The sequence below is a fragment of the Tessaracoccus flavus genome, assembly GCF_001997295.1.
Taxonomy (GTDB): Bacteria; Actinomycetota; Actinomycetes; order Propionibacteriales; family Propionibacteriaceae; genus Arachnia; species Arachnia flava.
In genome coordinates this window covers 820,674-846,032 of record NZ_CP019605.1, presented here as the reverse complement: position 1 = coordinate 846,032, position 25,359 = coordinate 820,674, and the positions used below count along the sequence as shown (strand labels likewise).

Below are 25,359 nucleotides of genomic sequence, written 5' to 3'. Positions count from 1 at the left end.
ATTCTTCGATGCCCGATTTCATGATCATCGTGCTCATTGTGCTGGCCGTCGTCGCTGCGGGCTTCGCGGTATGGGGGGTGCTGCGCTACCGGTACGTCAAATCGTTGCGCGACAAGGGCTGGACCTTCATCACGTCGCCCGACATCTCGATCGCCTACGGCCTCAACAGGCCGCCGTTCGGCGTCGGCTTCCAGCGCTCCGTGGATGACCAGATCGTCGGGGCAGCACCGGACGGCACCCCGTTCTCCGCCTTCCGCTACCGGTCCAGCGAGTGGTCCACGAGCGGATACGTCGTCGCGATGCCGCTGGGGAGATCGCTCCCTCCCACGGAGATCACAGCGTCCGGCCCGTGGCGTGTCCAGGTCGATCACGCCTGGATCGTCCTGGTCGAGGCCCCGAAGGACGCAGAGTCGCTCGAGCGGGCCATCGTCGAGTTGGCGGAGCTGCGAGGTGGCGTCCTCGCCTCGTCCGGTCCGGATGTGATCGGCCCACCTCCCCCGCCCGGTCTGAGTTTCCACGAGCGGCCCTGGTGGCGCTACGTCCCGCGCGACGACTCGTTCCTCGACTACGTGTCCCACACGCGCGGCGGGCGCAACCATCAGGCTCACGACATCGTCCACAGCGAGAACGCCGGGCTGCCCTTCGTGCGGCTCCGCCACGACTGGGAGACCACCAGGACGGTCAGGGATTCCGAAGGGCGCACTCGCACGGAGGTGGATCACCATTCCGAAGTGCTCTGCGAGTTCCGGGCGGCGTTCCCGTTCCGGCCCCTGTCGGTGAACTGGGGCTGGCTCGGCAAGACCCAGAAGTTCGAGCTCGAGGCGTTCAACGACCGCTGCAAGGTTCGGGCCCCCGATGCGCGGTTCGCGTCCCACGTCATCCACCAGCGCCAGATGGACTACCTGCTCAGCCTGGGCCGGCCGAGCTTCACCATCGAGGCCGACGGCCGGATCCTCGTCGGTGACGCCCGCGGCTGGGAGCCGACGGACATCGACCGCGCGGACCAACTCCTGCGCGGGTTCTTCGCCCGCGTGCCGGACTACGTGTGGAAGGAGCTGGGCGCCTGGCCGCGACCCATCCCAGAGCTGGAACCAGGGCCGGCACCCGCCTGACCCGGTCGTTTACCTGGCTGGCAAGGCCGGAGCCAGCCGGAGCGTCAGTTCGCGAGCGCAGCGCCGATGGCGGCGCCCGCCGTCTGGCAGTCGGCGTCGCTGACGTCCAGGTGCGTGACGGCTCGCAGCGTCGTCGGGCCCAGCACGGATACGCGCACCCCCTGCTCGGCCAGCCGTGCGGCCACCGTCGGCGCGTTGGGCGCCTCGATGACGACGATGTTGGTCTCGACGTCGCTCTCAGCCAGGCTCCCCGGGGCGGCCTCGTTGATCGCCCGTGCCAGCGTGCGCGCCGAGGCGTGGTCCTCGGCCACCCGGTCCAGATTGTGCTCCAGCGCGTGAAGCGCGGCGGCGGCCAGGACGCCGGCCTGGCGCCAGCCCGCACCGAGGCGCTTGCGCTGGGTGCGCGCCCGCGCCATCTCCTCGGCGGTGCCCACCAGGACGCTGCCGACGGGGGCGCCCAGTCCCTTCGACAGGCAGAGGCTGACGGTGTCGAAGAGGGCCCCGTAGTCGGCGAAGGAACGGCCCGTGGCGGCCGCGGCGTTGGCGAGGCGGGCGCCGTCGAGGTGCAGCCTCAACCCCAGCCCGCGCGCGGACTCGGAGAGCATTTCCATCTCGGAGAGACTCTGCACGGTCCCTCCCCGAAGTTGTGCGTGTCCTCGACCGCGATGCACGCCGTCTCGACGAGGTAGGGGCCGCAGCCGACCGCGGCCAGGGCGAGGGCGTCGTCGGCGACAAGACGGCCGCGCGCCGAGCCCCAGGTGCGCATCGTGACGCCGTGCAGCGCTGCGTGCGCGCCCATCTCGGCGCGCGCGATGTGCGCCTGGGCATCGCAGAGCACCTCCGTGCCCGGCTTCGTGTGCAGCCACACGCCGAGGAGGTTGGCGAGCGATCCCGTCGCGCAGAAGAGTGCGGCCTCCTTGCCGAAGAGACCCGCCACCTCAGCCTCGAGCCGCAGCACCGTCGGGTCCTCGCCGTAGACGTCGTCACCGACCGGAGCCGCGGCCATCGCGGCCCGCATCGCCTCGTCCGGGCGGGTGACCGTATCGCTGCGAAGGTCGATCACAGGTCCTTGGCCTTGAACTCCTGCACCGGGTTGACCCTGTTCAGCCGGCCGGAACGCAAGCGCTGCGCCACGGTGAACGCGAGCTCGAGCGACTGGTTGCGGTTGAGGCGCGGGTCGCACACCGTCTCGTAGCGGCTGGACAGGTCCGCCTCGCCGAGGTTGTGGACGCCACCGACGCACTCGGTGACGTCGTCTCCCGTAAGTTCGACGTGCAGGCCGCCCGGCCAGGTGCCGAGCTGCTCGTGCACATCGAAGAAGCCGTGCACCTCGTCGACCACGTCGGCGAAGGACCTGGTCTTGTAGCCGTTGGCGGCCTCGAACGTGTTGCCGTGCATGGGGTCGCAGACCCAGGCCACCTTCCGCCCGCTGGCCTCGACGCCCTCGATGATGCCCGGCAGGACGTCACGCACCTTGCGGGCACCCATCCGGGTGATGAACGTCAGACGCCCCGGGACCCGGTCGGGGTCCAGCCGGTCGGCGAGGGCGAGCGCCTGCTCGGGCGTGGTCGTCGGCCCCAGCTTGACTCCCAGCGGGTTCTGCACCCGGCGAAGCAGCTCGACGTGGGCCCCGTCGAGTTGGCGCGTGCGCTCCCCGATCCACAGCATGTGGCCCGAACAGCCGTAAAGCTGCTCGGAGCGCGAATCGACGCGGGTCAGGGCACGCTCGTATTCCAGGAGCAGCGCCTCATGGCTGGCGTAGAAGTCGACGGTGCTGAGCGAATCGTCCTGGACCCCGCACGCGACCATGAAGGCCAACGCGTGGTCGATCTCCGACGCCAGCTCCTCGTAGGCGGCCTCGACGGCGGAGTCGCGCACGAACTGGGCGTTCCAGCTGTGTACGCCACGCAGATCGGCGAAACCCCCCTTGACGAAGGCGCGCACGAGGTTGAGGGTGGCGGCCGAGGAGTTGTACACCTGGAGCAGCCGACCCGGGTCGTGGGCCCGCGACTCCTCGGTGAACTCGAAGCCGTTGATCGCGTCGCCACGGTAGGCCGGGAGCGTCACATCGCCTCGGGTCTCGGTATCCTTCGAGCGCGGCTTCGCGTACTGGCCGGCGATGCGGCCCACCTTCACCACCGGGACCTGCGCGGCGTAGGTCATGACCACCGCCATGGAGAGCTGCACGAGCAGCTTGCCCTTGATGTCGCCCGCGGTGACGGCCGCGAACGTCTCGGCACAGTCGCCGCCCTGCAGGAGGAAGGCCTTGCCCTCCGCGACGTCGGCCATCTTCAGCCGCAGGTCGTCGCATTCCCCTGCGAACACCAGAGGCGGGAGGGATTCGAGAGCTGTGATGGTGCGGTCGAGGGACTCGGGGTCGGAATACGTGGGCTGCTGAACCAAGGGCAGAGCGCGCAATTCTTCCCGGGACATGATGCTCGACATGGAGGGAAGGTTACCTCAACCCGGCGTGGCCTCCCCGCGACCGCGGTTGCGGTGGAATATCGGCTCAGCCGCGGCCGGGATCGTGGAGGCCCTGATCGATCGCGTACAGCGTCAGTTCGACGCGGTTGTGCAGCTGCAGCTTGCGCAGCACGTTCTGGACGTGGTTCTGGACCGTCCGGTGCGACACGAACAGCTCGTCGGCGATCTCCTTGTACGCCATGCCCTTCGCCACCCGACGCAGCACCTCGATCTCGCGGGTGGTGAGCACCGGGCCCTCCTCGTTGCGCGCCTGCGCCGCGTTGACCATGCGCCTGAATTCGCCCAGGACCAGACCTGCCAGCCCAGGCGTGAACACCGCGTCGCCGACCGCGGTACGACGGACGCCCTCGATGAGCTCGGCCTTCGAGGCCGACTTCACCAGGTAGCCCTTCGCCCCCGCCTTCATCGCGCGGAGCACATCGTCGCGCTCACCCGACGCGGACATGACGAGCACCTGGATGTCGGGAAACTCCGCCAGGAGGGTCTCGGTGCAGGTGGCTCCGTCCGGGGCCGGGATCTGCAGATCCATGACGATGACGTCCGGCCGCACGGCCCGAGCACGCGACAGGCATTCCGTGCCGCTCTTCGCGACCGCGACGATCTCGAAGCCGACCTCGCCGAGGTCCTCGCTGAGGGCGTCGATCCACATCGGGTGGTCGTCGACAAGCATCACGCGCGTCCGATTCTTCTCCTCAGTCACTGTGCCTCTGCCTTTCTCCGTTGATCGGCACTCTCAGTTCCCACTCGGCACCCGCGCCGGGCGAGGACCTGAGCGTCGCAGTCCCGCCCACGGCACCTATCCTGCCGACGACCGAGTCCCGGATCCCCAACCTGCCGCTCTCCGCGGCCTGCCGCACGAGCTCCGCGCTCATCCCGACGCCGTTGTCCCGCACCCACAGGATCACTTCGTCGCACTCCTCCTGGTCGAGCAGGATCCACGCCTGAGCGTCAGCGCCCGCGTGGAGGTCGACGTTGGTGAGGATCTCGGCCACGGCTGCCTCCACCTCATCGACGAGAGATCGGGACGCCATCACGCCGCTCGCCATGGTGGAGACGGTGACGCGAGCCGACTGGTACTTGTCCAGCACCGCCGCCAGGTCCACCACTTCGCTGTGCTCGAGCCCGACGATCTCCCGATCCTGCAGCAGGGTCCGCAGTTGCGCCTCCGACTCCCTGGCCAGCACGGCCAACCGGGCCCCCCGTGGACCGAGCGACGGCCCTTCGCGCTCGACCAGCGCCAACACCTGGAGGGCGCCGTCGTGCACGATCCTGGAGAGACGTTCGCGCTCCGCCAACGCAGCCGAGCGCAGCCGGTCCTGCTCCTGCTCCCGCAGGGTGGCGCGGAACTGAGTGATGAGTACGCCCAGGCAGGCGGTGAACAGCAGGATGACGAAGCTCGAGCCGAGCCGCTCCATGGTGAAGTGCCCAGGCGTGAACACCAGCACGGCCGCGACGGCGGCGGCGAAGGCCACCCCCCAACGGGTGCTCCGGAAGATCGCGGCGTAGGCCGCGCACCCCCCGATCCAGTACCCCGCGAGGCTGAGTGGAGCGCCCCCGGGCCGGACCACCAGTCCCGTGGTGAGCGTGATCGCCAGGGTCACGCCAAGATCCGCCAGGTGGGCAGCGGGCGTGCGACGGTGCGCCTTGCGCATCCGCAGCGTGATGAGGGTGTGCCAGACGATGATCGCCACCGATACGGCGACGACGGCAGCCGGGTTGTGCGCGCGGGGCATGACGATAGCCAGATTGACGGCCACTGCGTGGGCGGCCAACAGCGAGCGGGCCACCGCGACCACCGTGTAGACCCGACCGAGCATGTCGTGGCGCTCACGGAACCACACGCCACGGGCGCGGATCCAGCCGAGCCCGGGACCCAGCCCCCGGCGCGCTGGGTCAGGCAACGTTCTCCACCGCCGGTTGCGGGGGCTCGCCGCCCCCGGGCCGGGGGATGACGAAGTCGTCGGAGCCACGCTCGGCCAGGTCGCCCTGCTTGACCCTGGCCGCATAGACGTCTGCGTATTCCTGACCGGTCAGTTGTTGGATCGCGGCCAGCGTCTCGTCCGTGACCCAGCGGAGCACCCTGGTGTTGCCGGGAGTACCCGCGTACGCGGAAAAGTCCAGAGGTTCGCCGATGATGACCAGCGGACGGGTGACCCACGGGATACCGAGCGGGCCCTTGCGCGACTTCGTCCCCACCACGCCGACGGGGATGACCGGGACGCGGTTCTGCAGGGCGATCCTCGCCATGCCCGTCTTCCCCTTGTACAGACGTCCGTCGGGGGATCTGGTCCCCTCCGGGTAGATGGCGACGACGTTTCCCTCGGCCAGCGTGTCGGAGATCGCGCCCAGCGCGTCCGCGCTGGCGCGCCCCCCGGTTCGATCGATCGGCACCATGTCGATGCGCTTGAGGAACCACGCGATGATCTTGGCGCCCAGCCCACCGTCGCCGCTGAACAACTCCGCCTTGGCAGGGAATCGGAGCGGTCGCGGGACCATGGCGGGGATGACGAGGGAGTCCAGTGCGCCGATGTGGTTGCTCGCGAGGATCGCGCCGCCCTGCCGGGGGAAGTTCTCGGCCCCGATGAGGCGCGCCCCATAGCCGTACTTCACCAGGGGACGAAAGATCGCAAACTTGAACAGGCGGTACCACATGGCCCGAAGTCTAGTGAAGACCGCGGGCCGCTCTACCCGCCTCCGCCACGATCGCAGTGCCTATGCTCGGGGTATGCGCGTATTCCCTGCCCCCTCCCCCACCGTCTGGCCCGAGGCTCGGCCGCTCCGACTGGGCGACGGGGACACTGGCATCGTCATCTCCCACGGGTTCACCGGCTCCGTCGCGTCCGTCGCCCCCTGGGCACGAGGCCTGGCCGAACCATCCGGCGAGTGGCCAGGTGCCCGTGTCGTCGCCCCGCGGCTACCTGGGCACGGCACGTCCTGGCAGGACCTGGCCCGCACCCGCTGGTGGGACTGGTACGGCGCCGTCGAGGACGCCTACCTGGGGCTGGCTGCGGAGTGCTCCGCCGTGTTCGTCGCCGGTCTGTCGATGGGCGGAGCGCTGGCGCTTCGACTGGCGTCGCTGCACCCAGTCGACGGCGTGCTGCTGGTCAACCCGGCCGTCGCGTCACGGGACCGTCGGATTCCCGTGGCCGCACGCCTTCGCAACGTGCTGCCGCCCCAGCGGGGCATCTCCTCCGATATCGCCGACCCCGCCCAGCGCGAGCCGGGCTACCCACGGTTCTCGGTGAAGAGCCTGGGCACGATGGACGACCTGTGGCGAGACACCCGCCCGAGGTTGCCCCGTGTCTCCGCGCCGACGCTGTTGCTGCGGTCCGCCCAGGACCACGTCGTCGACGACCTGAGCGGAGAACTGATCCGCGCCGCGGTGCCCAGGGTGGAGGAACGCGTGCTGACCAGGAGCTACCACGTCGCGACGATGGACTATGATCGCCAGCGGATCATCGACGAGTCGCGCCGTTTCATCCTGGACATCGGCGCTGCCGGACCGCGGGGAGCGAGCTGAAGAGCCAACGACCCGGCCCGAACCCCAACCGGGAGCGGCCAACGCCAACCGGTAACTGGAAACGCCAACGGAGAGCGGCAAACGCCAACCGACAAGCCAAGACGCCGACGAAACTCAGCTACGCCCGTGAGATCTCGCGGGCGTCGCTGAGTCTGGCGGGCGTCGTCGGATCTCAGTTGGCGTTGTCCCTGGTCGGTTGGCGTTGAGCACTACCGCCAGGCTCGAGAAGCGAGTCGCCTCAGCCGACGACGCGGCGTGCGCCGGTGAACGGCATGGAGTTGAGGCTCGTCACCCGGATACCGCTGCGCGGATTGGCTGCGTCGACGATCTTCCCGTTGCCGATGTAGAGCCCGACGTGGCTGACCGGCGAGTAGTAGAACACGAGGTCACCGGGACGGAGCTCGGACTTGGAGACCTTCCGCCCCACCGACGACCACTGCGCGCGCGACGAGCGGGTGAGGTTGATGCCGACCTGGCGGTAGGCGTAGCTCGTGAGCCCAGAGCAGTCGAAGGTGTTGGGCCCCGACGTCCCCCAGACGTAGCGCTTTCCGACCTGCGCGAGCGCGGCCTGCACCGCTCTCTGCGCCCGGTCCGAGCCACCTGATTCCGCGGCGGGCGCCGGCTCATCCTTCTTCGCTGCCTCCGTCGCGGAGGCCGACGGCTGAGCGCTCGCGGTGTCCCGCGACCGACTCGTGGATCCGGCCTGGGCTTCGCGCTCGCGCTGCTCCGCCTCGCGCTGCTGCTGCTCCGCCTGGCGCTGCTGCTCGTCGGCGATGCGCTGACGCTCGGCCTCGATAGCTGCGAGTCGCTGCCGCTCCTCCTCCGAGAGGCGCTCGTACACGCGCTCGGCTTCGGCTTCCTTCGCGTCGAACTCTTCGGCCAGCGCGACGGCCTTGTCCCGCTCAGCTCGGAGCGTTGCCTCGGCGGCCGCGGCGTCCTCGCGCAGCGTCGTCAGCCGTGCCTGGTCGAGTTGGAGCTGCTGGATTCCGGCGTTGGCGCGGTTCAGCTCGCTCTGCATCGTGGCGAGCCCGCTGAGGAAGCTGTCCGATGATCCGCTGGTCAGCAACTGTGCGGTGAGGCTGATGGAGTCGGTGTGCATCTGGAGGGTAGCCACGTCGCCCAGCTCGCTGGTCAGCGTGGCAACCTTGCCCTCCTGCGCGGCGAGGTCCGCACTGAGGTGCTTGAGCGTAGCCTCCGCGTCCTGTGCGCGCTCGCTCGCCTCGATGATCTCCTGGTCGATCGCCGACGCCTGCTGCTGGATACTCGCGAGCTCCTGGCGGGCCCGCTCGACGGCTTCCGGGTCCGCCTGTGCCACGGCGCCCGACGTAACGAGCAGGGCGGCTGCCACGGCGCTGGCCAGGGCGAGTCGGGCACGGTTCACAGGATCTCCCAAGGGTGGCTGTCTGAGAGAAGCTTAAGTCCCCCTCAGGTTATTCTCAAACTATCTCCGGCCCTGTGGACGGTCCCTCCAGAACTGTCAGTGGCTGCGCCTAGGGTCCGGTGCCATGTCGAGCGTCAACCTGCAACCGTCCTTCGACGATCTCGGCGTCCCGCTGGCCGACGTCACGTTCGTCGTCGTGGACCTCGAGACCACCGGCGGCTCCGCCGAGGCGGAGATCACGGAGGTGGGCGCGGTCAAGGTTCGTGGCGGCGAGGTGCAGGGAGAGTTCCAGAGCCTGGTCCGGCCCACCACCCCGATCCCCCCGATGATCCAGGTCCTGACGGGGATCACCAACCACATGGTCGCGGCAGCCCCGCCTGCCTCGCAGGTGCTGCCCGCCTTCGCTGAGTTCGCAGCGGGGTCGGTGATCGTTGCCCACAACGCCCGCTTCGACACCGGCTTCCTCCGTCGCGGTTACGAACAGTTGGGTCTGGCCTGGCCGCGCCCCACCGTCATCGACACGGTCGCGGTGGCCCGCACCGCCCTGCTGAGGGACGAGGTGCCCAACTGCAAGTTGGCCACGCTCGCCCGCTATTTCCGGTCGAGCACCGAGCCGAACCACCGCGCGCTGAGCGACGCGCGCGCCACCGTCGACGTCCTCCACGGGCTGATGGAGCGCGTCGGCAACCTGGGCGTCCACACGCTCGAGGACCTCGCCGAGTTCTCCCTGCAGGTATCGCCGGACAGGCGCGCGAAGCGGGTGTGGGCGAGCGACGCACCGGAGCAGGCGGGTGTCTACTACTTCGTCACCGACTCCGTGGATGCGAGCGGCGCCCCGAAGCGCGAGGTGCTGTATGTCGGCAAGTCGAACAACCTCCGACGGCGGGTGCGCTCCTACTTCTCCGCCGCGGAGAAGCGCGGCCGCATCCATGAGATGGTGCGGGTGGCGACGGGGGTCGAGTTCGTGGCGTGCGCCACCGAGCTGGAGGCGGAGGTCCGGGAGCTGCGGATGATCGAGTCGCTCGCTCCGCGCTACAACCGACGCTCCAAGCAGCAGCGGAGGCTGCTCTGGTTGAAGCTGACCAAAGAGGCCTTCCCGAGGCTTTCAATCGTGACGCAGGTGCGCGACGGCGACCACTATTTCGGGCCGTTCCGCAGCAGGGAATCTGCCGAGGAGGCTGCGTTGACGCTCTACGACGCGTTCCAACTGCGCCGGTGCACCGCCCGACTCTCCGCCCGCCGCGCCTCCGCACCGTGCGCCCTTGCCGAGATGGGCCGGTGCCTGGCCCCCTGCGAGCTGGGGCCGTCAGCCGAGGCCTACGCCGGGGTCGTCGGGGCCGTCACGCGGAGCTGGGAGGTCGACGTCCGCCCGGTCCTGCGCAGCGTCCGGGGCCGGCTGACCAAGCTGATCTCCCAACAGCGTTTCGAGGAGGCCGGCGCCATCTCTGGGCGGCTGTCCGCCTACCACCGCACGTCGCTCCGCTACCACCGCATCCGCTCACTCGCCCGGTGCCCCCAGATTGTGGCGGCGGTCCCATCCGCTGAGGGATGGGACATCCACGTGATCCGCTACGGCAGGCTCGCCGCAGCCACGACCGCTCCCTCGGCCCGCGCCCGAGCCGCGGCCGAAGAGGCGGTGGCGGCCGCCGAGACAGTGTTGGCACCAGTGTCGGGGCTGCCGGCGGGCAGTGTCGAGGAGGCGGAGCGGATCGCGTCCTGGCTGGAGCTTCCGGGTGTGCGGCTCATTGACGTCGACGGCGAATGGGCGTGGCCGGTCGGGGCGGGGGTTGCCGCCGACGCATTGCCGGAGGAGTTGCTGGGCTCCGACCTGATGGCCTCGACGCCCCGGTGCGACGACGAGTCGTGGCTTCAGACGGCAGACGTAAGGCGCCTCCCCGGCGGGGAAGGCGCCTTACGAGCAGCGGTCAGCTGAGGGAGACCGACTCGATGACGACCGGCTCGACCGGACGATCGCCGAAGGAGGTCGGGGTCTTGGCGATCTCGTCGACGACCTTCTGGCTGGCGGGGTCGGTGACGGCACCGAAGATCGTGTGCCTGCGGTTGAGGTGGGGCGTCGGCGCGACGGTGATGAAGAACTGCGAGCCGTTCGTGCCCGGACCTGCGTTGGCCATGGCCAGGAGGTAGGCGCGGTCGAACACGAGGTCGGGGTGGAACTCGTCGGCGAAGGTGTAGCCGGGGCCGCCGCGGCCGTCGCCACGCGGGCATCCGCCCTGGATCATGAAGCCGTCGATCACGCGGTGGAAGGTCAGGCCGTCGTAGAACTTGCCGGTCGTGGTCTGGCCCGTCTCAGCGTCGGTGTACTCCTTGGTCCCGGAAGCCAGGCCCGTGAAGTTCTCGACCGTCTTGGGCGCGTGCTCGTCGTACAGGTCGATGATGATGTCGCCGTGATTGGTATGCAGCGTAGCGGTGCTCACTGGTGTCCTTTCTGTTGTTCCGCACCAGTGTTGCAGACGGTCCTAACCCGCCGCACCGACCGCGTCCGTCCTCACTCGGCCGCGAGCCGGATCTGCTCCTCGATCTCCGAGACGAACGCCTCCACCTCATCCAGTCCGGAGACGGGCCCACCGGCCAGCCCACCGTCGGCGCCGAGGAGCACCGCGGAGACATTCCCGCTGAGCCCGAGCGCACGCGACGCGATGCCTTCGTGGTCGTACAGCGCAATAACGCCCTGCCGCTCGGTCAACTCGGACCCACCCATCGTGAACGGGACCACCAGCGAGACCTGCAGGATCGGCAGCCGCTCCTGCCACTCGCTCAGGCGGTCGATCGCCTCGCGCGCTGGCGTGCAGAGGCAGTCGATTCCGACGAGGAGTTGCGCCTGCTGGGAGGCCAGGGCACGGGCCGTCGCGGGCTCGCCGTCGGATCGGAGCAACACCACATCCGGGATGGGCCGGCGCACGTAGTCCGCTTCCACTTCCTGCTGTTTCGCTTCACTCTCGTCCTCGGGCGGGGCGGGTGTCGCGGTTGCGTTGAGGAGGGCCGTCACGGGTTCGTAGCCGACGGCGACCTTCCCGACGGGGGCACCGTCGCGACCCAACTCCACCGCGGTCGGCGTGTAGCCACCGCTGAGGGCCCGGGCCAGGTTGAATCCCGGGTCCTCGTACAGGTCCAGGTCCGCCCACCCGTCGGACATCTGGCCCGGCGCGCGCAGGACGACCACCTCCCGGCCCGGGTGCCGCTGGCGCCACTCAGGCAGATCGGCGATCACGCGTTCGCACGAGCCGCACCCGGCCAGCACGAACAGCAGCACCACGCCGTCGTGCCGGGCCGCGAGGCTGCGGATACCGATGGACTCTCCGCTGGCGACGTGCGTCACGACGGCGCCGCCGAGCCACCCCGGGCCGTCGCCGGCGACGGGACCGGGCGCGCCACCGAGCGACAGCGCGACGGCGGCACTGGCGAGGGCTGCGACGGCGACCCATCCCCAGCCCGACGCACCGAGCGTGTAGACCGACTGGTCCAGGACGGCTGCGACGACAGCAGCCACGGCAAGGAGCACGAGCACGACGTTGCGCACCAGGGTGCGGGTGGAGACGTCGTGCGTGCCCAGCGTTCCGAAGCAGGCGCAGCGCACGGGCTCGTCGAAGCCCAGTGCGCGTCCGATCACGACGGTGTAGGCGACAAACAGCGCCAGCGCAGCCACGGCCCCACCGATCAGCAGCCACCCCACACCAGCCGCAAGGACCACGGCCAGGAGCAACTCCAGCCAGGGCAGCGCGGCCGGCGCGGGCGACCGACGGAGGACCTCTGGGAGCCTGAGCGCCGTGAACGCTTCGCGGGTGGCCGCGGGCGACCGCAACTTCGCGATGCCGGAGACGGCGAGGAGGAAGGCGAGGGTCAGGCTGGCGAGCGTGAGAAAGGTCACGCTGCGATTATTCCAGCACCGGTCCGACGTCGTAAACGGTAGGCATTTGCCCGCTACCCCCTTGAGCGAACCCCACAACGAGGTAGCGTGGAGGTTGCTCGATTACGAGCCAACAACTATGGGAGGAACTTGTGGGTAAGTCACAAGAACTGAAGAAGGCCGCCGCCGACACCGCGTCCGCCGCCGCCGATTACGGAGCAGTCGCGCTGAAGGAGGGCTTGGAACGTGCGCAGCATCTGCTGAACGAAGCCCGCGAACAGGCCGGGCCGTATCTGCACGATGCCAAGGTCCGCTCCGCCAGCTTCGCGTCTCGTCGCCTCGACGACATTGAGCCCCACCTCAAGGACGCTTTGGATCGCGTTACCCCGGCCGTCGACGCCGTCCGCGGCAAGGTGGCCGACGATCTGTTGCCGAAGCTGCAGGACGCACTGCACCACGCTGCCGAGCACCCCGCGCTGGCGGAGGCCTCGAAGCGCGGTTCCGCCGCCGTGCGGGCGCTCAAGGGCGAGGTGGAGCCGGTGCGCAAGCCGAGCAAGCTGAAGAAGGTCGGCAAGTTGCTCGCCGTCGGCGCGATCCTGGCCGGTGCAGTCGCCGCTGTGCGCCACTTCCTGGCGCCGAAGGACGACGGGTGGACCGCTCACGAGCCCAGCAAGGCCTACCAGAACAACAACGACACGTTCTCGACCGCCGCGAAGTTCGCCGCCGACACCGCCACCACCGATGAGGTGGCGCCGGACGACGAGGCGAAGGCCGAGGACATGACGAGCGAGGGCGGACCGTCTGCCACCGAGACCGAGCCCATCGCCCAGCCGGGCGAGGTCGGCGCCGGCGTCGACGGCGCACCGGTCGAGGGTGACTCGGTCGACTCCGTCGAGGCCGAGGCCACGGAAGAGAAGCACTACGGTGATGGCTCCTACGTCGGGGACAACCCGCCGGAGGGCTTCAACATCAAGGGCAACGAACGGTCGAAGAAGTACCACGTCGAAGGCACGGGCGGTTACGAGCGCACCATCGCCGAGGTGTGGTTCAACTCGGAGGAAGCAGCCGAGGCTGCGGGATTCACCCGCGCTCAGCGCTGACTCCACACCACTACAAGACAGTTGGGCGGCACCTCACGGGGTGCCGCCCAACTGCGTCTGCGGGTAGGACGGGTTCTAGCTCAAAGCGCGCCCCACGTCGGCCGCCCAGGTGCCCGCGCCGCTGACCGTCACCCCGGTGAGGCCCTGCCAACTCGCGGCCTCCTGCAGCAACGGCGCGAGTCGCGTTGCCAACTGCGGTGCCCTGCGGGCGGCGTGCCCCTCGACGTGGGCGTGCTGCACCCGGAGCGCCCCGGCGCCCCGATCGCTCTTGAGGTCCACCCGGCCGACGAGTTCGTCGTCGATGAGGACGGGCATGACGTAGTAGCCGTGCTCGCGCTGTGCGGCGGGCGTGTAGATCGAGATCCGGTACCTCATCCCGAAGAGCCTCTCCACCCTCGGCCGGTACCAGATGAGTGGGTCGAACGGGGACAGGATCGCGGCGGCCGCGGTGGTGCGCGGCACCGTCGTTCCGGCGGCGAGCCAGGCGGGTCGGTCCCATCCCGCGACGACGACGGGCTCGAGTTCGCCGGCCTCCTCCAGCCGGGTGACGGCCGCCTTCGCCGTCGACACCGACAGTCGTGGATAGTCGGCCAGGTCGTCCAGTGTCGCCACCCCGTACGCCCGGGCCGCCCGGCGGATCAGTTCCAGGACGGCGTCGGCCTCGGCGACGTCAGAGCGCGCCTCCACGGGGAGGACGCTGGCCGGAGCCAACACCCTCTCGAACCGCCGGCGTCCGACCACCACCAGATCCCCGCGGCGAAACAGCGCGGTCGCGGCGCTGTGCACGCGGTTCTTGTTCCACCACCCGGAGCCCAGGGCCACGTTGTCGGGGTGGTCCAGATCACGCACGCGCGCCGGCCCTCGTTCGGCGAACTCGGCGCGCACCTCGTCGAGCAGCGAGGCGTTCTCGCGCTGCCACTGCTCGTATCGCGGCCGTTCCGGCCGTGCCCGGTGCCAAGCCCAGAGCGGCCAGTCCGCCACGGGCAGCACCGTGGCCTCGTGCGCGGTGTATTCGGTGTAGGCGCCCAGCGTCGCGCCGCCCGCATCGTGGTGCAGGAGGCGGTCGAGCACCGCCTTGTCGTAGGGGCCCAACCGCGACCAGAGGGGGATGTAGTGGGAACGTTCGAAGACGTTGACGGAGTCAAGCTGGAGCACTCCCATGCGTCCGATCGCGCGCCCGAGCGCCGCGGGTCCGATGCGGGATGGCCGCGGGGCGGCGAGCCCCTGCGCCGCGACGGCGACACGGCGGGCGGCGGCGAGTGTGAGACGTCGGGGCACCGTCGAAGCCTACGCGCCCCGGCCTCTCCGCTGGGCCGTCGGCAGGAGCTGACTTGAGCAATTGAGATGGGTCGACGCCGCGACACGCCGGGGTGACGTCGTTTTGAAACGTTCACCCATCTCACTTGCTCAACTCCCGTGCCCCAGTTATCCCCAGGCCGAAGGAAAGCAGCGGGTCGGACGGGCGCTCGCCCTAAGGTGGGGGCGTGATGTGGGAACCGGCGGTGGGCGCGGCGTTGCTGGCCGTCGCGGTGCTCGCTTGGGTCGTGCCGCGCGTGCGCGTCGCCGACCCCGAGGCGCCGGACTTCGCGTCGCTGTCCACCCCGTGGAGCTGGATCGCCATCGCCGCGACGACGCTGCTGGCAGGCCTCGTCGCGGGCGTCGAGCCGCTCCACTGGATGCTCTGGCTGCCCTACCTCGGGCTTGGGGCCCCGTTGGTCTACGTGGATCTCCGAACGACCTGGCTGCCGAAGAGACTGCACTGGCTGGCCGCCGCCGGCATGGCGGCTGGTTGGATCGCGGTGGCCTTGACGGATTGGCGCACGGCCGTCGCCGCCGCGGCCGGAGCCGCCGCGGCCGGCTTGTTCCTGTACACCGCGTGGCGCGTCACCGCCGCGCTCGGGTTCGGTGACGTCCGGCTGGCATTCCTCGTCGGCGCCGTCGCGGGCCTCGGCGGCGCGAGCGGCTGGGCCGCCTCGTTGCTGGCAGGCACCGTGCTCGGCGCAGTCCACGGGATCGCGCACGCCCTCTGGGCCCGCCGCGACCGGGCCCGCCCGGCCCACTTCCCGTACGGGCCTGCCCTCTGGCTGGGCCCGATCGTGGCGCAGGCTATCGCTGGGTAGCGGCGACCCACGTCTCGAGCGTCGTCGCCGCCCGACCCGAGTCGATGGCCTCCTGCGCTGCCTTGAGCGGCCCGCGGAGCTGATCGACGAGCGGCTCCACCGTGGAGATGCCGCGGTAGGAGAGCAGTGCGGCGGCGGCGTTGAGCACGACGATGTCGCGGACGGGGCCCGCCTTCCCGTTCATCGTGTCTCGGGCCACCTGCGCGTTGTGCGCCGGTTCGCCTCCGGCCAAGTCATGGGGGGCAGCAGGCTCCAGGTCGAGATCCACCGGGTCGAGCGTCGTGCGGTGCACGCGGCCCTCCGCGATCATCCACACGTCCGACGACGACGTCGTGGTGAGCTCATCGAGCCCGTCGAACCCGCGGAACACCATCCCGCGCGTGCCCCTCTCGGCCAACACGCGGGCGATGACGGGGGCGACAGCGTCGTTGGCCACGCCGAGCGCCATGGCGCGCGGTTGCGCGGGGTTGGCGAGAGGGCCGATGAAGTTGAAGGTGGTCTGGATGCCGAGCGCCTTGCGCACCCCGGCGACGTTCCTCATCGCGGGGTGGTAATGCTGGGCGAAGAGGAACACGATCCCCGCCTCGTCCAGGACGGTGGCCTGACGGTTCGGCTCCAGGTCGATCCTGACCCCGAGCGCCTCGAGGGTGTCGGCGGTGCCGGACTGCGACGACGCGGCGCGCGAGCCGTGCTTCACGACCTTGGCCCCAGCACCGGCGGCGACGATGGCCGCCATCGTCGAGATGTTGACGGTGTTGGCGCGGTCTCCCCCAGTGCCGACCACGTCCACGGCGTCGGGATCGAGCGCGATCGGCATGGCGTTGGCCAGCATCGCGTCGGCCAGGCCGGAGATCTCGTCCTCGCTCTCCCCCTTGGCCCGCAGGGCGGTCAACATGGCCGCGATCTGCACGTCGGAGGCGCGGCCGGCGAAGATCTCGTTGAGCGCCCACGTGGCGGCGGTGGCCTCGAGGCCCTCGCGCCGAACGAGGCCGGTGAGGATGTCAGGCCAGGTGTACCCCGACATCAAGCGACCTGCGCCAGCCGGGCGCGGATCAGGTTGGCCGCCTGTTGCGGCATCGTCACAGGGTCGATGGGGAACGGCGCGACGGCCTCGGCGCGCGCCCAGGTCGCCAGCCAGGCGTCGGCCTCACGGGAGATCAGCAGCATGATGGGGGGCGAGTCGGCGTACTCCTCCTTGACCTGGTGGGCCAGGCCGAAGCCGCCCGACGGCTGGGCATTGCCGTCGAAGATCATGAGCGCGTAACCCAGATCCGTGTCCAGCGCACGCAGCAGTGCCCCCTGGGTGGCGACCTCGAACACCTCGATGTCGGGCAGATCCGAGGCAACCTTGCGGCCCAGCGTCAGCCGGATCTGTTCGCGCACGTTGCGATCGTCCGAGAAAACAAGCACCTTGGCGGGGGCTTCGCTCATGTTGGTCATTCCTTCGCGTGGTTGTCGCTGACAGGCTCATCGTAGCCAAGTCGTGCAGCCCTGGCGCGCGCGGCGTCCTCGCGGTCGAGGGCACGGTCCACGCGCTTGGCCTCGCGGTTCGACTCCTTGATCCACTGGACGAAGATCGTGATCATCGCGGCGAGCATCGTGAGGTCGCCGGTGGCCCACATCAGCCCGCCCGCGTAGGTCTGGTCGGTGAGCGGCGCCAGGCCCCAATCGCGATCGAAAGCCAGATACCACTCCTCCGCGATGAGCCTGCTGGAACCCATGATCGTGACGCCAAGGAAGGCATGGAACGGCATGGTGAGGAAGAACAGCAGGATGCGGATCGGGTAGGGCATCTTGATCGGCACCGGGTCGACCCCGAGCAGGGGGAAGAAGAAGAGCGTGCCGACGGTGACGAGATAGAGGTGCAGCGAATCGTGGAAGAAGTCGTTGCGCAGGGTCAGCTCGTACCACCCGGTCATGTACAGCGCGAAGGGACTGGCGACCATGAGCCCGGTCGTGAGCGGCGGAAACAGCAGGATCTTGGCCACCATCGAGTGCAGGACGGCGAGCAGCCATCCTCGCTGCCGCTTGGGCAGGGCACGAAGCGCCAGGGTCGCGGGGGCGCCGTAGACGAGGAACACCGGGGCGATCATGTTGAGCAGCATGTGCTGGATCATGTGGGTCCAGAACAGCACCGTGTCGTAGACGCCGAGGAAGGAGAAGCTCGCCACGGCGATGGAGCCGAGCCCCAGGCCGACGAAGGAGATCGTGCGCACGACCGGCCAGGCGTCGCCGCGCCTGCGCAGGGTGAGGACTCCCCACAGATACAGCCCCGCCACCGTCACCAGCATCAGGACCGCCCAGGGGGGGAACTCCCAGGCCGTGAAGTAGCGGGCGCCCTCGAGCGGGATGATGTCGTCGTCGGGCTTGGCGTGCAGCGGAAAAGTGGCCAAAACCCCGGTAAACATAGGGCGCATTATCGCACTGGCCCATGGCGGATCCCAACCGGGGTCGTCTTGATTCGCGCGGTCGGCGTGACCAATACGTTTTTTCCGGCAATAATGACGGCGTGGCCACGAAACATGAAGATCTGATCGCACCAACGGAGTTGCCGTCGGGCGCGATCCACCAGTTGCCCTCTGCACGTCTGAACAAGCCCTACGGCCGACCTGACACCGTCTCGGTCGGGGTCATCGTCTGGCTCGCCAGCGAGCTCATGTTCTTCGCTGCGCTGTTCGCCGCCTACTTCTGGATCCGCAACCTCACCAATGAGGCCGCGGCCTCCGCCGGGGTGGCGTCGCTGTGGGAGACGAACACCGCTCACCTCGACGTGGCGTTCGCCAGCGTCAACACCGCGATCCTGGTGCTGAGTTCGGTCACCTGCCAGCTCGCGGCCAACGCGGCGGAGGCGCGCAGGGTCAGCGGCTCGTGGCTGAACCCCCTCAGGTGGGGCATGCGCGAGGGGTTCATCATCACGGCGATCCTCGGGTCGGTCTTCATCGCCGGGCAGGTGTGGGAGTACTTCACGCTGTTCAGCGAGGGCTACACCATCTCCACGAACCAGTACTGGTCCGTCTTCTTCCTCGCCACCGGTTTCCACGGTATCCACGTCTTCGGTGGCATCGTCGCCATGTGGTACGTGCTGGCACGCTCCTACATGACCCGCACCCACACCCACGAGCAGACCGTTGGCGCCCACGTCGTGTCCTACTACTGGCACTTCGTCGACGTCATCTGGATCATCCTGTTCGGCGTCTTGTACTTCCTCCGCTGACGAAAGACCGGGAGACTTCATCGTGCAGATCTTTTCCACCCTCAGACGGCACGGGGCGGCCAGGCCGCTCCTGCTGATCCTGGCTCTCCTCCTGGTCGGTCTCAGCTACTCCGCCGTGAGCCCGCAGCGCTCGTCCGCGGAGACCGAGATGACCCAGCAGATCGAAGAGGGCAAGGCCCTGTTCGACTTCACCTGCTCGTCCTGCCACGGGCTCGGCGGCGAGGGCACCTCCCAGGGGCCGAGCCTGATCGGTGTCGGCGCGGCCTCCGTCGACTTCCAGATGGGCACAGGACGCATGCCGGCCGCCCGCCAGGAGGCGCAGCTGCCCGCCCGCAAGGTGAACTACACGCAGGAACAGATCGAGGCGGTGGCCGCCTACGTCGCCACGCTCGGCCCCGGCCCCGGAATCCCCGCCGAATCCGCCTACACCCTGTCCCTCGAAGGCGACGAGAAGGCCGAGGCGATCGCCCGCGGCGGCGCCCTCTTCCGCGCCAACTGCTCGGCATGCCACGGCATCGTGGGCGGCGGCGGCGCAATGCCCAACGGCAAGTTCGCTCCCTCCCTGGCGGAGACCTCCGACGTCCACATCTATGAGGCCGTGCGGACCGGACCGCAGCAGATGCCGCTGTTCTCCAAGGAGGTCATGCCCGACGAGAGTGTGGCCGAGATCATCGCCTACCTCAATGGTGCCGAGGAGCAGGCCAACTACGGCGGCATCACCATGGGTGACGCCGGACCAGTCTCCGAGGGCTTCTGGGCCTTCATCATCGGCATCGGCGGCTTCGCGCTGATCGCCACCTGGATCGCTAAGAAGGGGGCTCGCGCCCGATGAGCCACGACAACCTCCCGGTGCACGACCCAGACCTGGGCCACAGCGTGGCGAACCCGGGGCTGGAAGAGCACATCCCGCGCTACACGGACGTCAACGAGGGCGCCGGGAACCGGGCCTATCTGGCGATCCTGACCATGCTCGGCCTCGTACCGCTGCTGGCCATCGCGTTCGTCGTCATCTACTTCGCGGTGCCGAAGGACATGGTGCTCGACTTCGGCATCATCCGGGCCAGCGCCCTCAACGTCGGCCTCGGCCTCACCGCAGGCCTCGCCGTCACGCTCATCGGCGTGGCCGTCATCCAATGGGCACGCGTGCTCATGGGTGACGAGGAGTCGGTGGAGTTCCGCCACACCGCGGCGACCTCCGCCGAGGACCGGGCAGCGCTGGGCGCACTGTACGACCAGGGCGTCGAGCAGTCGGGCGTCCGCCGCCGGAAGCTGCTGCTCGGGGCCCTCGGCGGGGCGCTCGGGATCTCAGTGGTGCCCGCACTCGTGCTCCTCGCGGACATGGGACCCCACCCGACGAAGCGCGTGCGCGAGCAGACGATCGAGCGGACCATCTGGGCCGAGGACGTCGTCCTCGTCAACGACGAGAACTGGGTCAAGCTCCGCCCCGAGGACATCGAGATCGGCCAGCTCGTCAACGCGCAGCCGGAGAACCTGCGGGAGTTGCACGGCGTCGAGGCGCACCAGGCGAAGGCCAAGGCCGCGATCATCGTGGTCCGGATGGATCCCAACTCGATCAAGATCCCCGAGTCGCGCAAGGACTGGCACGTCAGCGGCATCCTCGCCTACTCCAAGATCTGCACGCACGTCGGATGCCCCATCTCGCTGTGGGAGCGTCAGACGCACCACCTGCTGTGCCCCTGCCACCAGTCCACCTTCGATCTGGGCAACAGCGGTGTCCCCGTCTTCGGCCCGGCCGCGCGTGCACTCCCGCAGCTCGCCATCAAGGTGAACCAGGACGGTTACCTCGTCGCTCAGGGCGACTTCAGCGTCCCCGTCGGCCCCAGCTACTTCGAGCGCGATTCGCGCAACGATTTCAAGGACGGTGACCAGTGATGGCCAAGCCCACCAGCGTCGTTGACGCCTCCCCCGCCATCGAGGCCCAGCAGGCCCCCCGCAAGGGCGGCGGGGCTCCCGGCGCGCTCGGCTGGGCCGACGAGCGGCTCGGGCTCGGCAAGATCGGCAAAGCGGGACTCCGCAAGGTCTTCCCGGACCACTGGTCGTTCCTGCTCGGCGAGATCGCGCTCTACTCCTTCATCGTCCTGCTGCTGACCGGCGTCTTCCTGACCATCTGGTTCAAGCCGTCGATGGCGGAGATCCACTACGACGGCTCCTACCAGCTCCTCAAGGGCATGCCCGTCTCGGAGGCCTTCGCCTCGACGTTGAACATCTCCTTCGATGTGCGCGGCGGTCTCCTCGTGCGCCAGATCCACCACTGGGCGGCGCTGCTCTTCGTGGCCTCGGCCACGGTGCACATGCTGCGCGTCTTCTTCACCGGCGCGTTCCGTAAGCCCCGCGAGGTGAACTGGCTGATCGGCGTCGGGCTGCTATCCATGTCGCTGATGGCGGGCTTCACCGGCTACTCGCTGCCCGACGACCTGCTTTCGGGCACTGGCCTCCGCTTCGTCGACGGGCTGATCCGCTCCATCCCGATCATCGGCACGTGGGCCGAGTTCTTCGTCTTCGGCGGGGAGTACCCCGGCGGCCTGATCATCTCGCGCCTCTACATGGCCCACATCCTGCTGATCCCCGGGCTCCTGCTCGGTCTCATCTCGGCGCACCTGGCGCTCGTGGTCTACCACAAGCACACCCAGTACCCGGGCCCCGGCCGCACGGAGAACAACGTGGTGGGCTACCCGCTCTTCCCCGTCTACATGGCGAAGGCCGGCGGCTTCTTCTTCATCGTCTTCGGCGTCCTGGTGCTCATGGGTGGCCTGTTCCAGATCAACCCCGTGTGGACCTATGGCCCCTACGATCCGGCCAAGGTCACCGCCGGGTCCCAGCCCGACTGGTACATGGGCTGGGTCGAGGGCGCGATCCGCATCATGCCGGCCTGGGAAAGCTACCTCCTCGGCACCACGTGGACCTGGGCGGTGTTCCTCCCCGGTGTGGGGCTCATGGGCCTGCTCTTCACTGCGCTGGGCGTGTGGCCGTTCATCGAGGCCTGGCTGACCGGCGACAAGCGGGAGCACCATCTCCTCGACCGGCCGCGCAACGCCCCCACGCGCACTGCGCTCGGGGTGGCGGGGATCACCGCCTACGGGCTGTTCTTCATCGGTGGCGGCAACGACATCATCGCGACACGGTTCTACCTCGACCTGAACGCGATCACGATGTTCCTGCGAGTCGCCGTGTTCGTCGGCCCCGTGATCGCCTACATCATCACGAAGCGGATCTGCCTGTCCCTGCAGCGTGCCGACCGCGAGCGTGCGCTCCACGGCTCCGAGTCCGGCGTCATCATCCGCACGCCGGAGGGCCGCTACTACGAGGATCACCTGCCGCTCAGCCACGACGAGCAGTTCGTCCTCACGCAGCACCTGCAGCACAAGCCGCTCGTTGCCGGTGGCAGCACGGACGCCTCGGGCGTCGCCCGTCGTGGCGGCATCAGCAAGCTCCGCGCGCGCCTGTCCAGGTGGTATCTGGGCCACGAGATCGCCAAACCGACTGCGGCCGAGATCGAGGCGGCTCACCACCACGACGATGATCACGTAGCGGTCGGCTCAGGCTCGACGCCTCCGCGCGAGCTGCACTGACCCTCCCAGCCGAAAGAGGCGCCGTCCACCCGGACGGCGCCTCGTTCGCGTCGTCGGGCTGGGTAGAGGCCCCCAACTCTCCACCCAACAGGTCAGAACGCCAACGGGAATACGGAAACGCCAACGGGAATCGGGAAACGCCAACGGGAATCGGGAAACGCCAACCGTCCGTCGCTGAACGCCAAGCCGGAAGTGGAAACGCCAACAGGTAGACCCAAACGCCAATTGAGAAGGCCATACGCCGACGGCTATCAGCTTCGCCCGTGATATCTCGGGGGCGTCGCTGAGTCTCGTCGGCGTCTCGGCCCGTCCGTTGGCGTTGCGGCGGTCTGTTGGCGTTGCGGCGGTCCGTTGGCGTGGAGCGCCGACGGTTGGCGTCGCGCACTCCGCGCCGTCGTCGCCAGGCCACGACGCGGGTGCCCGCACGCCTTCCTCCCTCTCAACAGGACAGGGTTACGGCGCCCGGACCGGCGGGGTAGCATGTGGCCACGTGCGATTCCTTCACGGTGACCCCGGCTACGACCTGACCTACAGCGACGTCTTCATGGTGCCCAGCCGCTCGGCTGTGAGCTCCCGTCTCGATGTGGACCTGACCTCGACCGACGGCTTGGCCACCCCGATCCCCCTGGTGGCGGCCAACATGACCGCAGTCTCCGGGCGACGGATGGCGGAGACCATGGCGCGCCGCGGCGGTCTGGCGATCTTCCCGCAGGACATCCCCAGCGACGTCGTGGCGAAGTCGATCAGCAAGGTGAAGCGGGCCCACCCCATCTTCGACGCCGCCGTCACCGTCGCGCTCGACACCACCGTCGGGGAGACGCTGTCGCTCATCGGCAAGCGCGCGCACGGCGTCGCCGTCGTCATCGACGAGGACCGCCGGGTACTCGGCCTCGTCTCCCCCCAGGACGCAGCCGGCTCCGACCGCTTCGCCCAGGCGCGCGACGTCATGACCACCGACGTCACCCGCGTGTCCGTCAGCTCCTCCCCGGCCGAAGTCTTCGACGTCCTCTCGGAGCAGCACCAGAAGGTCGCCGTCGCCGTCGACGACGGCGGTGCGCTGGTGGGCCTCATGACCCCCAAGGGTGCACTCCGTTCCGCGATCTACTCCCCCGCCCTCGACCACGAGGGCCGCCTCCGCGCCGGCGTGGCGGTGGGGATCAACGGTGACATCCCGTCAAAGGTCCGCGCCGCGCTGGACGCCGGCGCCGACGTCCTCGTCATGGACACCGCGCATGGTCACCAGGACAAGATGATCGGCGCCCTGGAGGCGGCCCGGGTCGAGCGCGACCGGTTCGCCGGCGAGACCGGCCGCACGGTGCTGATCGTGGCTGGCAATGTGGTGACGGCAGAGGGCGTCAACGACCTCATCAATGCGGGGGCGGACATCCTCAAGGTCGGCGTCGGCCCAGGCGCGATGTGCACCACCCGGATGCAGACCGGCGTCGGTCGGCCGCAGTTCTCCGCGGTTCTGGAGTGTGCTGCAGCGGCCAAGGAACGGGGCAAGTCCATCTGGGCCGACGGCGGCGTGCGCCATCCCCGCGACGTCGCCCTCGCGCTGGCGGCAGGCGCAGGCTCCGTCATGATCGGCTCGTGGTTCGCCGGCACACATGAGTCGACCGGCGACCAACTGACCGATAGCCAGGGGCGCGCCTACAAGGAGTCGTTCGGCATGGCGTCGGCCCGCGCGGTGCGGAACCGCACCCGTGAGTACTCGGCGTTCGATCGCGCGCGTGCCGCCATGTTCGAGGAGGGCATCTCCAGTTCGCGGATGTACCTCGACCCGCGGCGCCCGGGCGTCGAGGATCTCCTCGACTGGATCACGTCGGGCGTGCGCTCGTCGTGCACCTACGCCGGTGCGCGGAGCCTGGAGGAGTTCGCGGAGCGCGCCGTCGTCGGTGTGCAGAGCGGGTCCGGGTACGAGGAGGGTCGGCCGCTCGATCAGAGCTGGTGACCCCTGCCCCCTCGACGGCGCCGGTAACGAGGCTTCAGCCGCATCGACGGCAGCGGCGGCGCCTCCAGGCGCCGGAGCTGGCCGCGGTAGCCTCGCACCCCGCCGAAGCGGTCGTCGTCGCGCTGCCACGCGTCCCTCAGTTCGACGATCTCCTCGTGGCTGCGTCCGATGAAGTTCCACCACATGACGATCCCCTCATCGAAGGGCTCACCGCCGAGCAGCATGATCCGGGCTTCACGGTCGGTGGGGTTGCTGAGGCGAAGATTCCCCAGGCCCGCGTCGCGGACCCCCATGGAGTCCTTGTCGATGAGGACACCGTCCATCTCGATTGATCCGGAGTCGACCAGCACGCCGTGCTCGAAGCCGGTGTTCACCTCGAACTCCCAGATAGCGCCCGGCCTCAGCACGATTTCGGCTCCCAGCAGCGGCGTCTCCGTGTGGATAGGTGAGACGCCCTCCTCCAGAGTCCCGACGAGCACCTTCGCGGTGCCTCCGTCGACGTCGACGGGCTCGGGCCGGAAGTGCTGAAACTCCCGCTCCATGTTCTTGGCGTGTTCGGGCAGCACCACCCACAGCTGGACGCCGTGCAGGTACTCGGTCTGATCTGTGGTGACCTCCGAGTGCGAGATGCCGAAGCCGGACGTCATGAGGTTCACCTCCCCCGGCCGCACGAGTTCGTGGATCCCGCCGGAGTCCCGGTGCTCGATCTCGCCGTCGAACAGCCAGCTGACCGTCTGCAACGACGTGTGCGGGTGCGGGGCCACGTCCATCCCGCCGGTGGCCTCTACCAGGTTGGGTCCGTAGTGATCGGCGAAGCACCAGGCGCCGACGAAGGACCGCTCCAGCTGCGGGATGGTGCGTCGCACGGTCATCGAGTCCGCTCCCTCACCTAGGCTCACGAGCCTCGGTTCAAGGCGCTGCACCTCCGACGGCGGGTGGGGCTCGTGCCCGCATTCCATCACCTGTGGTGAACTCTCGATGTTGCTCATGGCCAGTCCTCTCGGCGGATTCAACCACGCTAC

22 protein-coding genes and 1 pseudogene are annotated in these 25,359 nt (G+C 69.1%); 10 read left to right on the top strand and 13 right to left on the bottom strand.

Going from position 1 to position 25,359, the window contains the following annotated elements:
- The first annotated feature begins 8 nt into the window (after window positions 1-8).
- Window positions 9-1,112, top strand: coding sequence for a hypothetical protein (locus tag RPIT_RS03755; RefSeq protein WP_077340784.1), 1,104 nt, complete (start codon window positions 9-11; stop codon window positions 1,110-1,112).
- A 44-nt stretch (window positions 1,113-1,156) separates the two neighbouring features.
- On the opposite strand, the pseudogene RPIT_RS03750 reads toward RPIT_RS03755, so the two are convergent.
- The 5 genes and pseudogenes from RPIT_RS03750 to RPIT_RS03730 form a co-directional block, all read right to left on the bottom strand.
- Window positions 1,157-2,118 (bottom strand): annotated as a pseudogene (locus RPIT_RS03750) (threonine aldolase family protein).
- A 53-nt stretch (window positions 2,119-2,171) separates the two neighbouring features.
- Window positions 2,172-3,557 (bottom strand): class II 3-deoxy-7-phosphoheptulonate synthase, encoded by a 1,386-nt coding sequence (locus tag RPIT_RS03745; protein ID WP_077340782.1) that lies wholly within the window; start codon window positions 3,555-3,557, stop codon window positions 2,172-2,174.
- A 64-nt stretch (window positions 3,558-3,621) separates the two neighbouring features.
- A complete protein-coding gene (locus RPIT_RS03740; RefSeq protein ID WP_077340780.1) occupies window positions 3,622-4,266 on the bottom strand; it encodes a response regulator in 645 nt (214 codons plus the stop codon).
- Between the two features lie 22 nt (window positions 4,267-4,288).
- Complete coding sequence (locus RPIT_RS03735) at window positions 4,289-5,497, bottom strand: sensor histidine kinase (protein ID WP_143028167.1); 1,209 nt, start codon at window positions 5,495-5,497, stop codon at window positions 4,289-4,291.
- Complete coding sequence (locus RPIT_RS03730; protein WP_077340776.1) at window positions 5,490-6,248, bottom strand: lysophospholipid acyltransferase family protein; 759 nt, start codon at window positions 6,246-6,248, stop codon at window positions 5,490-5,492. The genes RPIT_RS03735 and RPIT_RS03730 overlap by 8 nt, the downstream gene beginning before the upstream one ends.
- A 73-nt stretch (window positions 6,249-6,321) precedes the next feature.
- Here RPIT_RS03730 and RPIT_RS03725 point away from each other — a divergent pair, with 73 nt between their 5' ends.
- Window positions 6,322-7,116, top strand: coding sequence for an alpha/beta hydrolase (locus tag RPIT_RS03725; RefSeq protein ID WP_077340774.1), 795 nt, complete (start codon window positions 6,322-6,324; stop codon window positions 7,114-7,116).
- Between the two features lie 238 nt (window positions 7,117-7,354).
- On the opposite strand, the gene RPIT_RS03720 is transcribed toward RPIT_RS03725, so the two are convergent.
- Complete coding sequence (locus RPIT_RS03720) at window positions 7,355-8,497, bottom strand: C40 family peptidase (protein WP_077340772.1); 1,143 nt, start codon at window positions 8,495-8,497, stop codon at window positions 7,355-7,357.
- A 124-nt stretch (window positions 8,498-8,621) separates the two neighbouring features.
- Between RPIT_RS03720 and RPIT_RS03715 the strand changes: the two genes are divergently transcribed.
- Window positions 8,622-10,430 (top strand): DEDD exonuclease domain-containing protein, encoded by a 1,809-nt coding sequence (locus RPIT_RS03715; protein WP_077340770.1) that lies wholly within the window; start codon window positions 8,622-8,624, stop codon window positions 10,428-10,430.
- Here the strand turns inward: RPIT_RS03715 and RPIT_RS03710 are convergent.
- The gene (locus RPIT_RS03710; RefSeq protein WP_077340768.1) at window positions 10,423-10,932 is read right to left on the bottom strand and encodes a peptidylprolyl isomerase; all 510 of its coding nucleotides are present in this window, start codon (window positions 10,930-10,932) and stop codon (window positions 10,423-10,425) included. The genes RPIT_RS03715 and RPIT_RS03710 overlap by 8 nt on opposite strands.
- Window positions 10,933-11,003: 71 nt before the next feature.
- Window positions 11,004-12,383 carry a TlpA family protein disulfide reductase gene (locus RPIT_RS03705; protein WP_077340766.1) on the bottom strand — a complete coding sequence of 460 codons (1,380 nt, stop codon included), beginning with the start codon at window positions 12,381-12,383 and terminating at the stop codon, window positions 11,004-11,006.
- Between the two features lie 131 nt (window positions 12,384-12,514).
- On the opposite strand from RPIT_RS03705, the gene RPIT_RS16005 reads away from it, so the two are divergent.
- A complete protein-coding gene (locus RPIT_RS16005) occupies window positions 12,515-13,462 on the top strand; it encodes a sunset domain-containing protein (RefSeq protein WP_077340763.1) in 948 nt (315 codons plus the stop codon).
- A gap of 75 nt (window positions 13,463-13,537) precedes the next feature.
- Here RPIT_RS16005 and RPIT_RS03695 read toward each other — a convergent pair whose 3' ends face one another.
- Window positions 13,538-14,740: a winged helix-turn-helix domain-containing protein gene (locus RPIT_RS03695; RefSeq protein WP_077340761.1), complete on the bottom strand. Its 1,203-nt coding sequence runs from the start codon at window positions 14,738-14,740 to the stop codon at window positions 13,538-13,540.
- A gap of 206 nt (window positions 14,741-14,946) precedes the next feature.
- Here RPIT_RS03695 and RPIT_RS03690 point away from each other — a divergent pair, with 206 nt between their 5' ends.
- Window positions 14,947-15,582, top strand: a complete 636-nt coding sequence (locus RPIT_RS03690; RefSeq protein WP_143028165.1) for an A24 family peptidase — start codon at window positions 14,947-14,949, stop codon at window positions 15,580-15,582.
- Here RPIT_RS03690 and trpD read toward each other — a convergent pair.
- From trpD to RPIT_RS03675, 3 genes are read right to left on the bottom strand one after another with little or no spacing between them, the layout of a single operon-like run.
- On the bottom strand, window positions 15,569-16,606 hold the full coding sequence (gene trpD / locus RPIT_RS03685; protein ID WP_077340757.1) for an anthranilate phosphoribosyltransferase: 1,038 nt from the start codon (window positions 16,604-16,606) through the stop codon (window positions 15,569-15,571). The genes RPIT_RS03690 and trpD overlap by 14 nt on opposite strands.
- Window positions 16,606-17,013: a response regulator transcription factor gene (locus tag RPIT_RS03680; RefSeq protein WP_077344189.1), complete on the bottom strand. Its 408-nt coding sequence runs from the start codon at window positions 17,011-17,013 to the stop codon at window positions 16,606-16,608. Before RPIT_RS03680 ends, trpD begins: the two co-directional genes overlap by 1 nt.
- Before the next feature lie 5 nt (window positions 17,014-17,018).
- Window positions 17,019-17,990 carry a cytochrome c oxidase assembly protein gene (locus RPIT_RS03675; RefSeq protein ID WP_077340755.1) on the bottom strand — a complete coding sequence of 324 codons (972 nt, stop codon included), beginning with the start codon at window positions 17,988-17,990 and terminating at the stop codon, window positions 17,019-17,021.
- Between the two features lie 101 nt (window positions 17,991-18,091).
- Here RPIT_RS03675 and ctaE point away from each other — a divergent pair, with 101 nt between their 5' ends.
- The 5 genes from ctaE to RPIT_RS03650 all read left to right on the top strand — a co-directional run bounded on the left by ctaE (window position 18,092) and on the right by RPIT_RS03650 (window position 24,337).
- Entirely contained in the window at window positions 18,092-18,796 is a 705-nt protein-coding gene (gene ctaE / locus RPIT_RS03670) for an aa3-type cytochrome oxidase subunit III (RefSeq protein ID WP_226996326.1), read from the top strand.
- Window positions 18,797-18,818: 22 nt separating this feature from the next.
- Window positions 18,819-19,628, top strand: coding sequence for a cytochrome bc1 complex diheme cytochrome c subunit (gene qcrC / locus RPIT_RS03665; protein ID WP_077340751.1), 810 nt, complete (start codon window positions 18,819-18,821; stop codon window positions 19,626-19,628).
- Window positions 19,625-20,689 carry a cytochrome bc1 complex Rieske iron-sulfur subunit gene (gene qcrA, locus RPIT_RS03660; RefSeq protein WP_077340749.1) on the top strand — a complete coding sequence of 355 codons (1,065 nt, stop codon included), beginning with the start codon at window positions 19,625-19,627 and terminating at the stop codon, window positions 20,687-20,689. The genes qcrC and qcrA overlap by 4 nt, the downstream gene beginning before the upstream one ends.
- Entirely contained in the window at window positions 20,689-22,386 is a 1,698-nt protein-coding gene (gene qcrB / locus RPIT_RS03655; protein ID WP_077340746.1) for a cytochrome bc1 complex cytochrome b subunit, read from the top strand. Before qcrA ends, qcrB begins: the two co-directional genes overlap by 1 nt.
- Window positions 22,387-22,930: 544 nt before the next feature.
- Complete coding sequence (locus RPIT_RS03650) at window positions 22,931-24,337, top strand: GuaB1 family IMP dehydrogenase-related protein (RefSeq protein WP_237267856.1); 1,407 nt, start codon at window positions 22,931-22,933, stop codon at window positions 24,335-24,337.
- Here RPIT_RS03650 and RPIT_RS03645 read toward each other — a convergent pair.
- The gene (locus RPIT_RS03645; protein WP_077340740.1) at window positions 24,325-25,326 is read right to left on the bottom strand and encodes a pirin family protein; all 1,002 of its coding nucleotides are present in this window, start codon (window positions 25,324-25,326) and stop codon (window positions 24,325-24,327) included. The genes RPIT_RS03650 and RPIT_RS03645 overlap by 13 nt on opposite strands.
- Between the last annotated feature and the right edge of the window lie 33 nt (window positions 25,327-25,359).

Excerpts from the sequence above, each read along its gene's own strand:
- RPIT_RS03755 (WP_077340784.1), top strand. The coding sequence starts at position 9 with ATGCCCGATTTCATGATCATCGTGCTCATTGTGCTGGCCGTCGTCGCT.
- RPIT_RS03745 (WP_077340782.1), bottom strand. The coding sequence starts at position 3,557 with ATGTCGAGCATCATGTCCCGGGAAGAATTGCGCGCTCTGCCCTTGGTT.
- RPIT_RS03740 (WP_077340780.1), bottom strand. The coding sequence starts at position 4,266 with ATGCTTGTCGACGACCACCCGATGTGGATCGACGCCCTCAGCGAGGAC.
- RPIT_RS03730 (WP_077340776.1), bottom strand. The coding sequence starts at position 6,248 with ATGTGGTACCGCCTGTTCAAGTTTGCGATCTTTCGTCCCCTGGTGAAG.
- RPIT_RS03725 (WP_077340774.1), top strand. The coding sequence starts at position 6,322 with ATGCGCGTATTCCCTGCCCCCTCCCCCACCGTCTGGCCCGAGGCTCGG.
- RPIT_RS03715 (WP_077340770.1), top strand. The coding sequence starts at position 8,622 with ATGTCGAGCGTCAACCTGCAACCGTCCTTCGACGATCTCGGCGTCCCG.
- trpD (WP_077340757.1), bottom strand. The coding sequence starts at position 16,606 with ATGTCGGGGTACACCTGGCCTGACATCCTCACCGGCCTCGTTCGGCGC.
- RPIT_RS03680 (WP_077344189.1), bottom strand. The coding sequence starts at position 17,013 with ATGAGCGAAGCCCCCGCCAAGGTGCTTGTTTTCTCGGACGATCGCAAC.
- RPIT_RS03675 (WP_077340755.1), bottom strand. The coding sequence starts at position 17,990 with ATGTTTACCGGGGTTTTGGCCACTTTTCCGCTGCACGCCAAGCCCGAC.
- qcrA (WP_077340749.1), top strand. The coding sequence starts at position 19,625 with ATGAGCCACGACAACCTCCCGGTGCACGACCCAGACCTGGGCCACAGC.
- qcrB (WP_077340746.1), top strand. The coding sequence starts at position 20,689 with ATGGCCAAGCCCACCAGCGTCGTTGACGCCTCCCCCGCCATCGAGGCC.
- RPIT_RS03650 (WP_237267856.1), top strand. The coding sequence starts at position 22,931 with ATGGTGCCCAGCCGCTCGGCTGTGAGCTCCCGTCTCGATGTGGACCTG.
- RPIT_RS03645 (WP_077340740.1), bottom strand. The coding sequence starts at position 25,326 with ATGAGCAACATCGAGAGTTCACCACAGGTGATGGAATGCGGGCACGAG.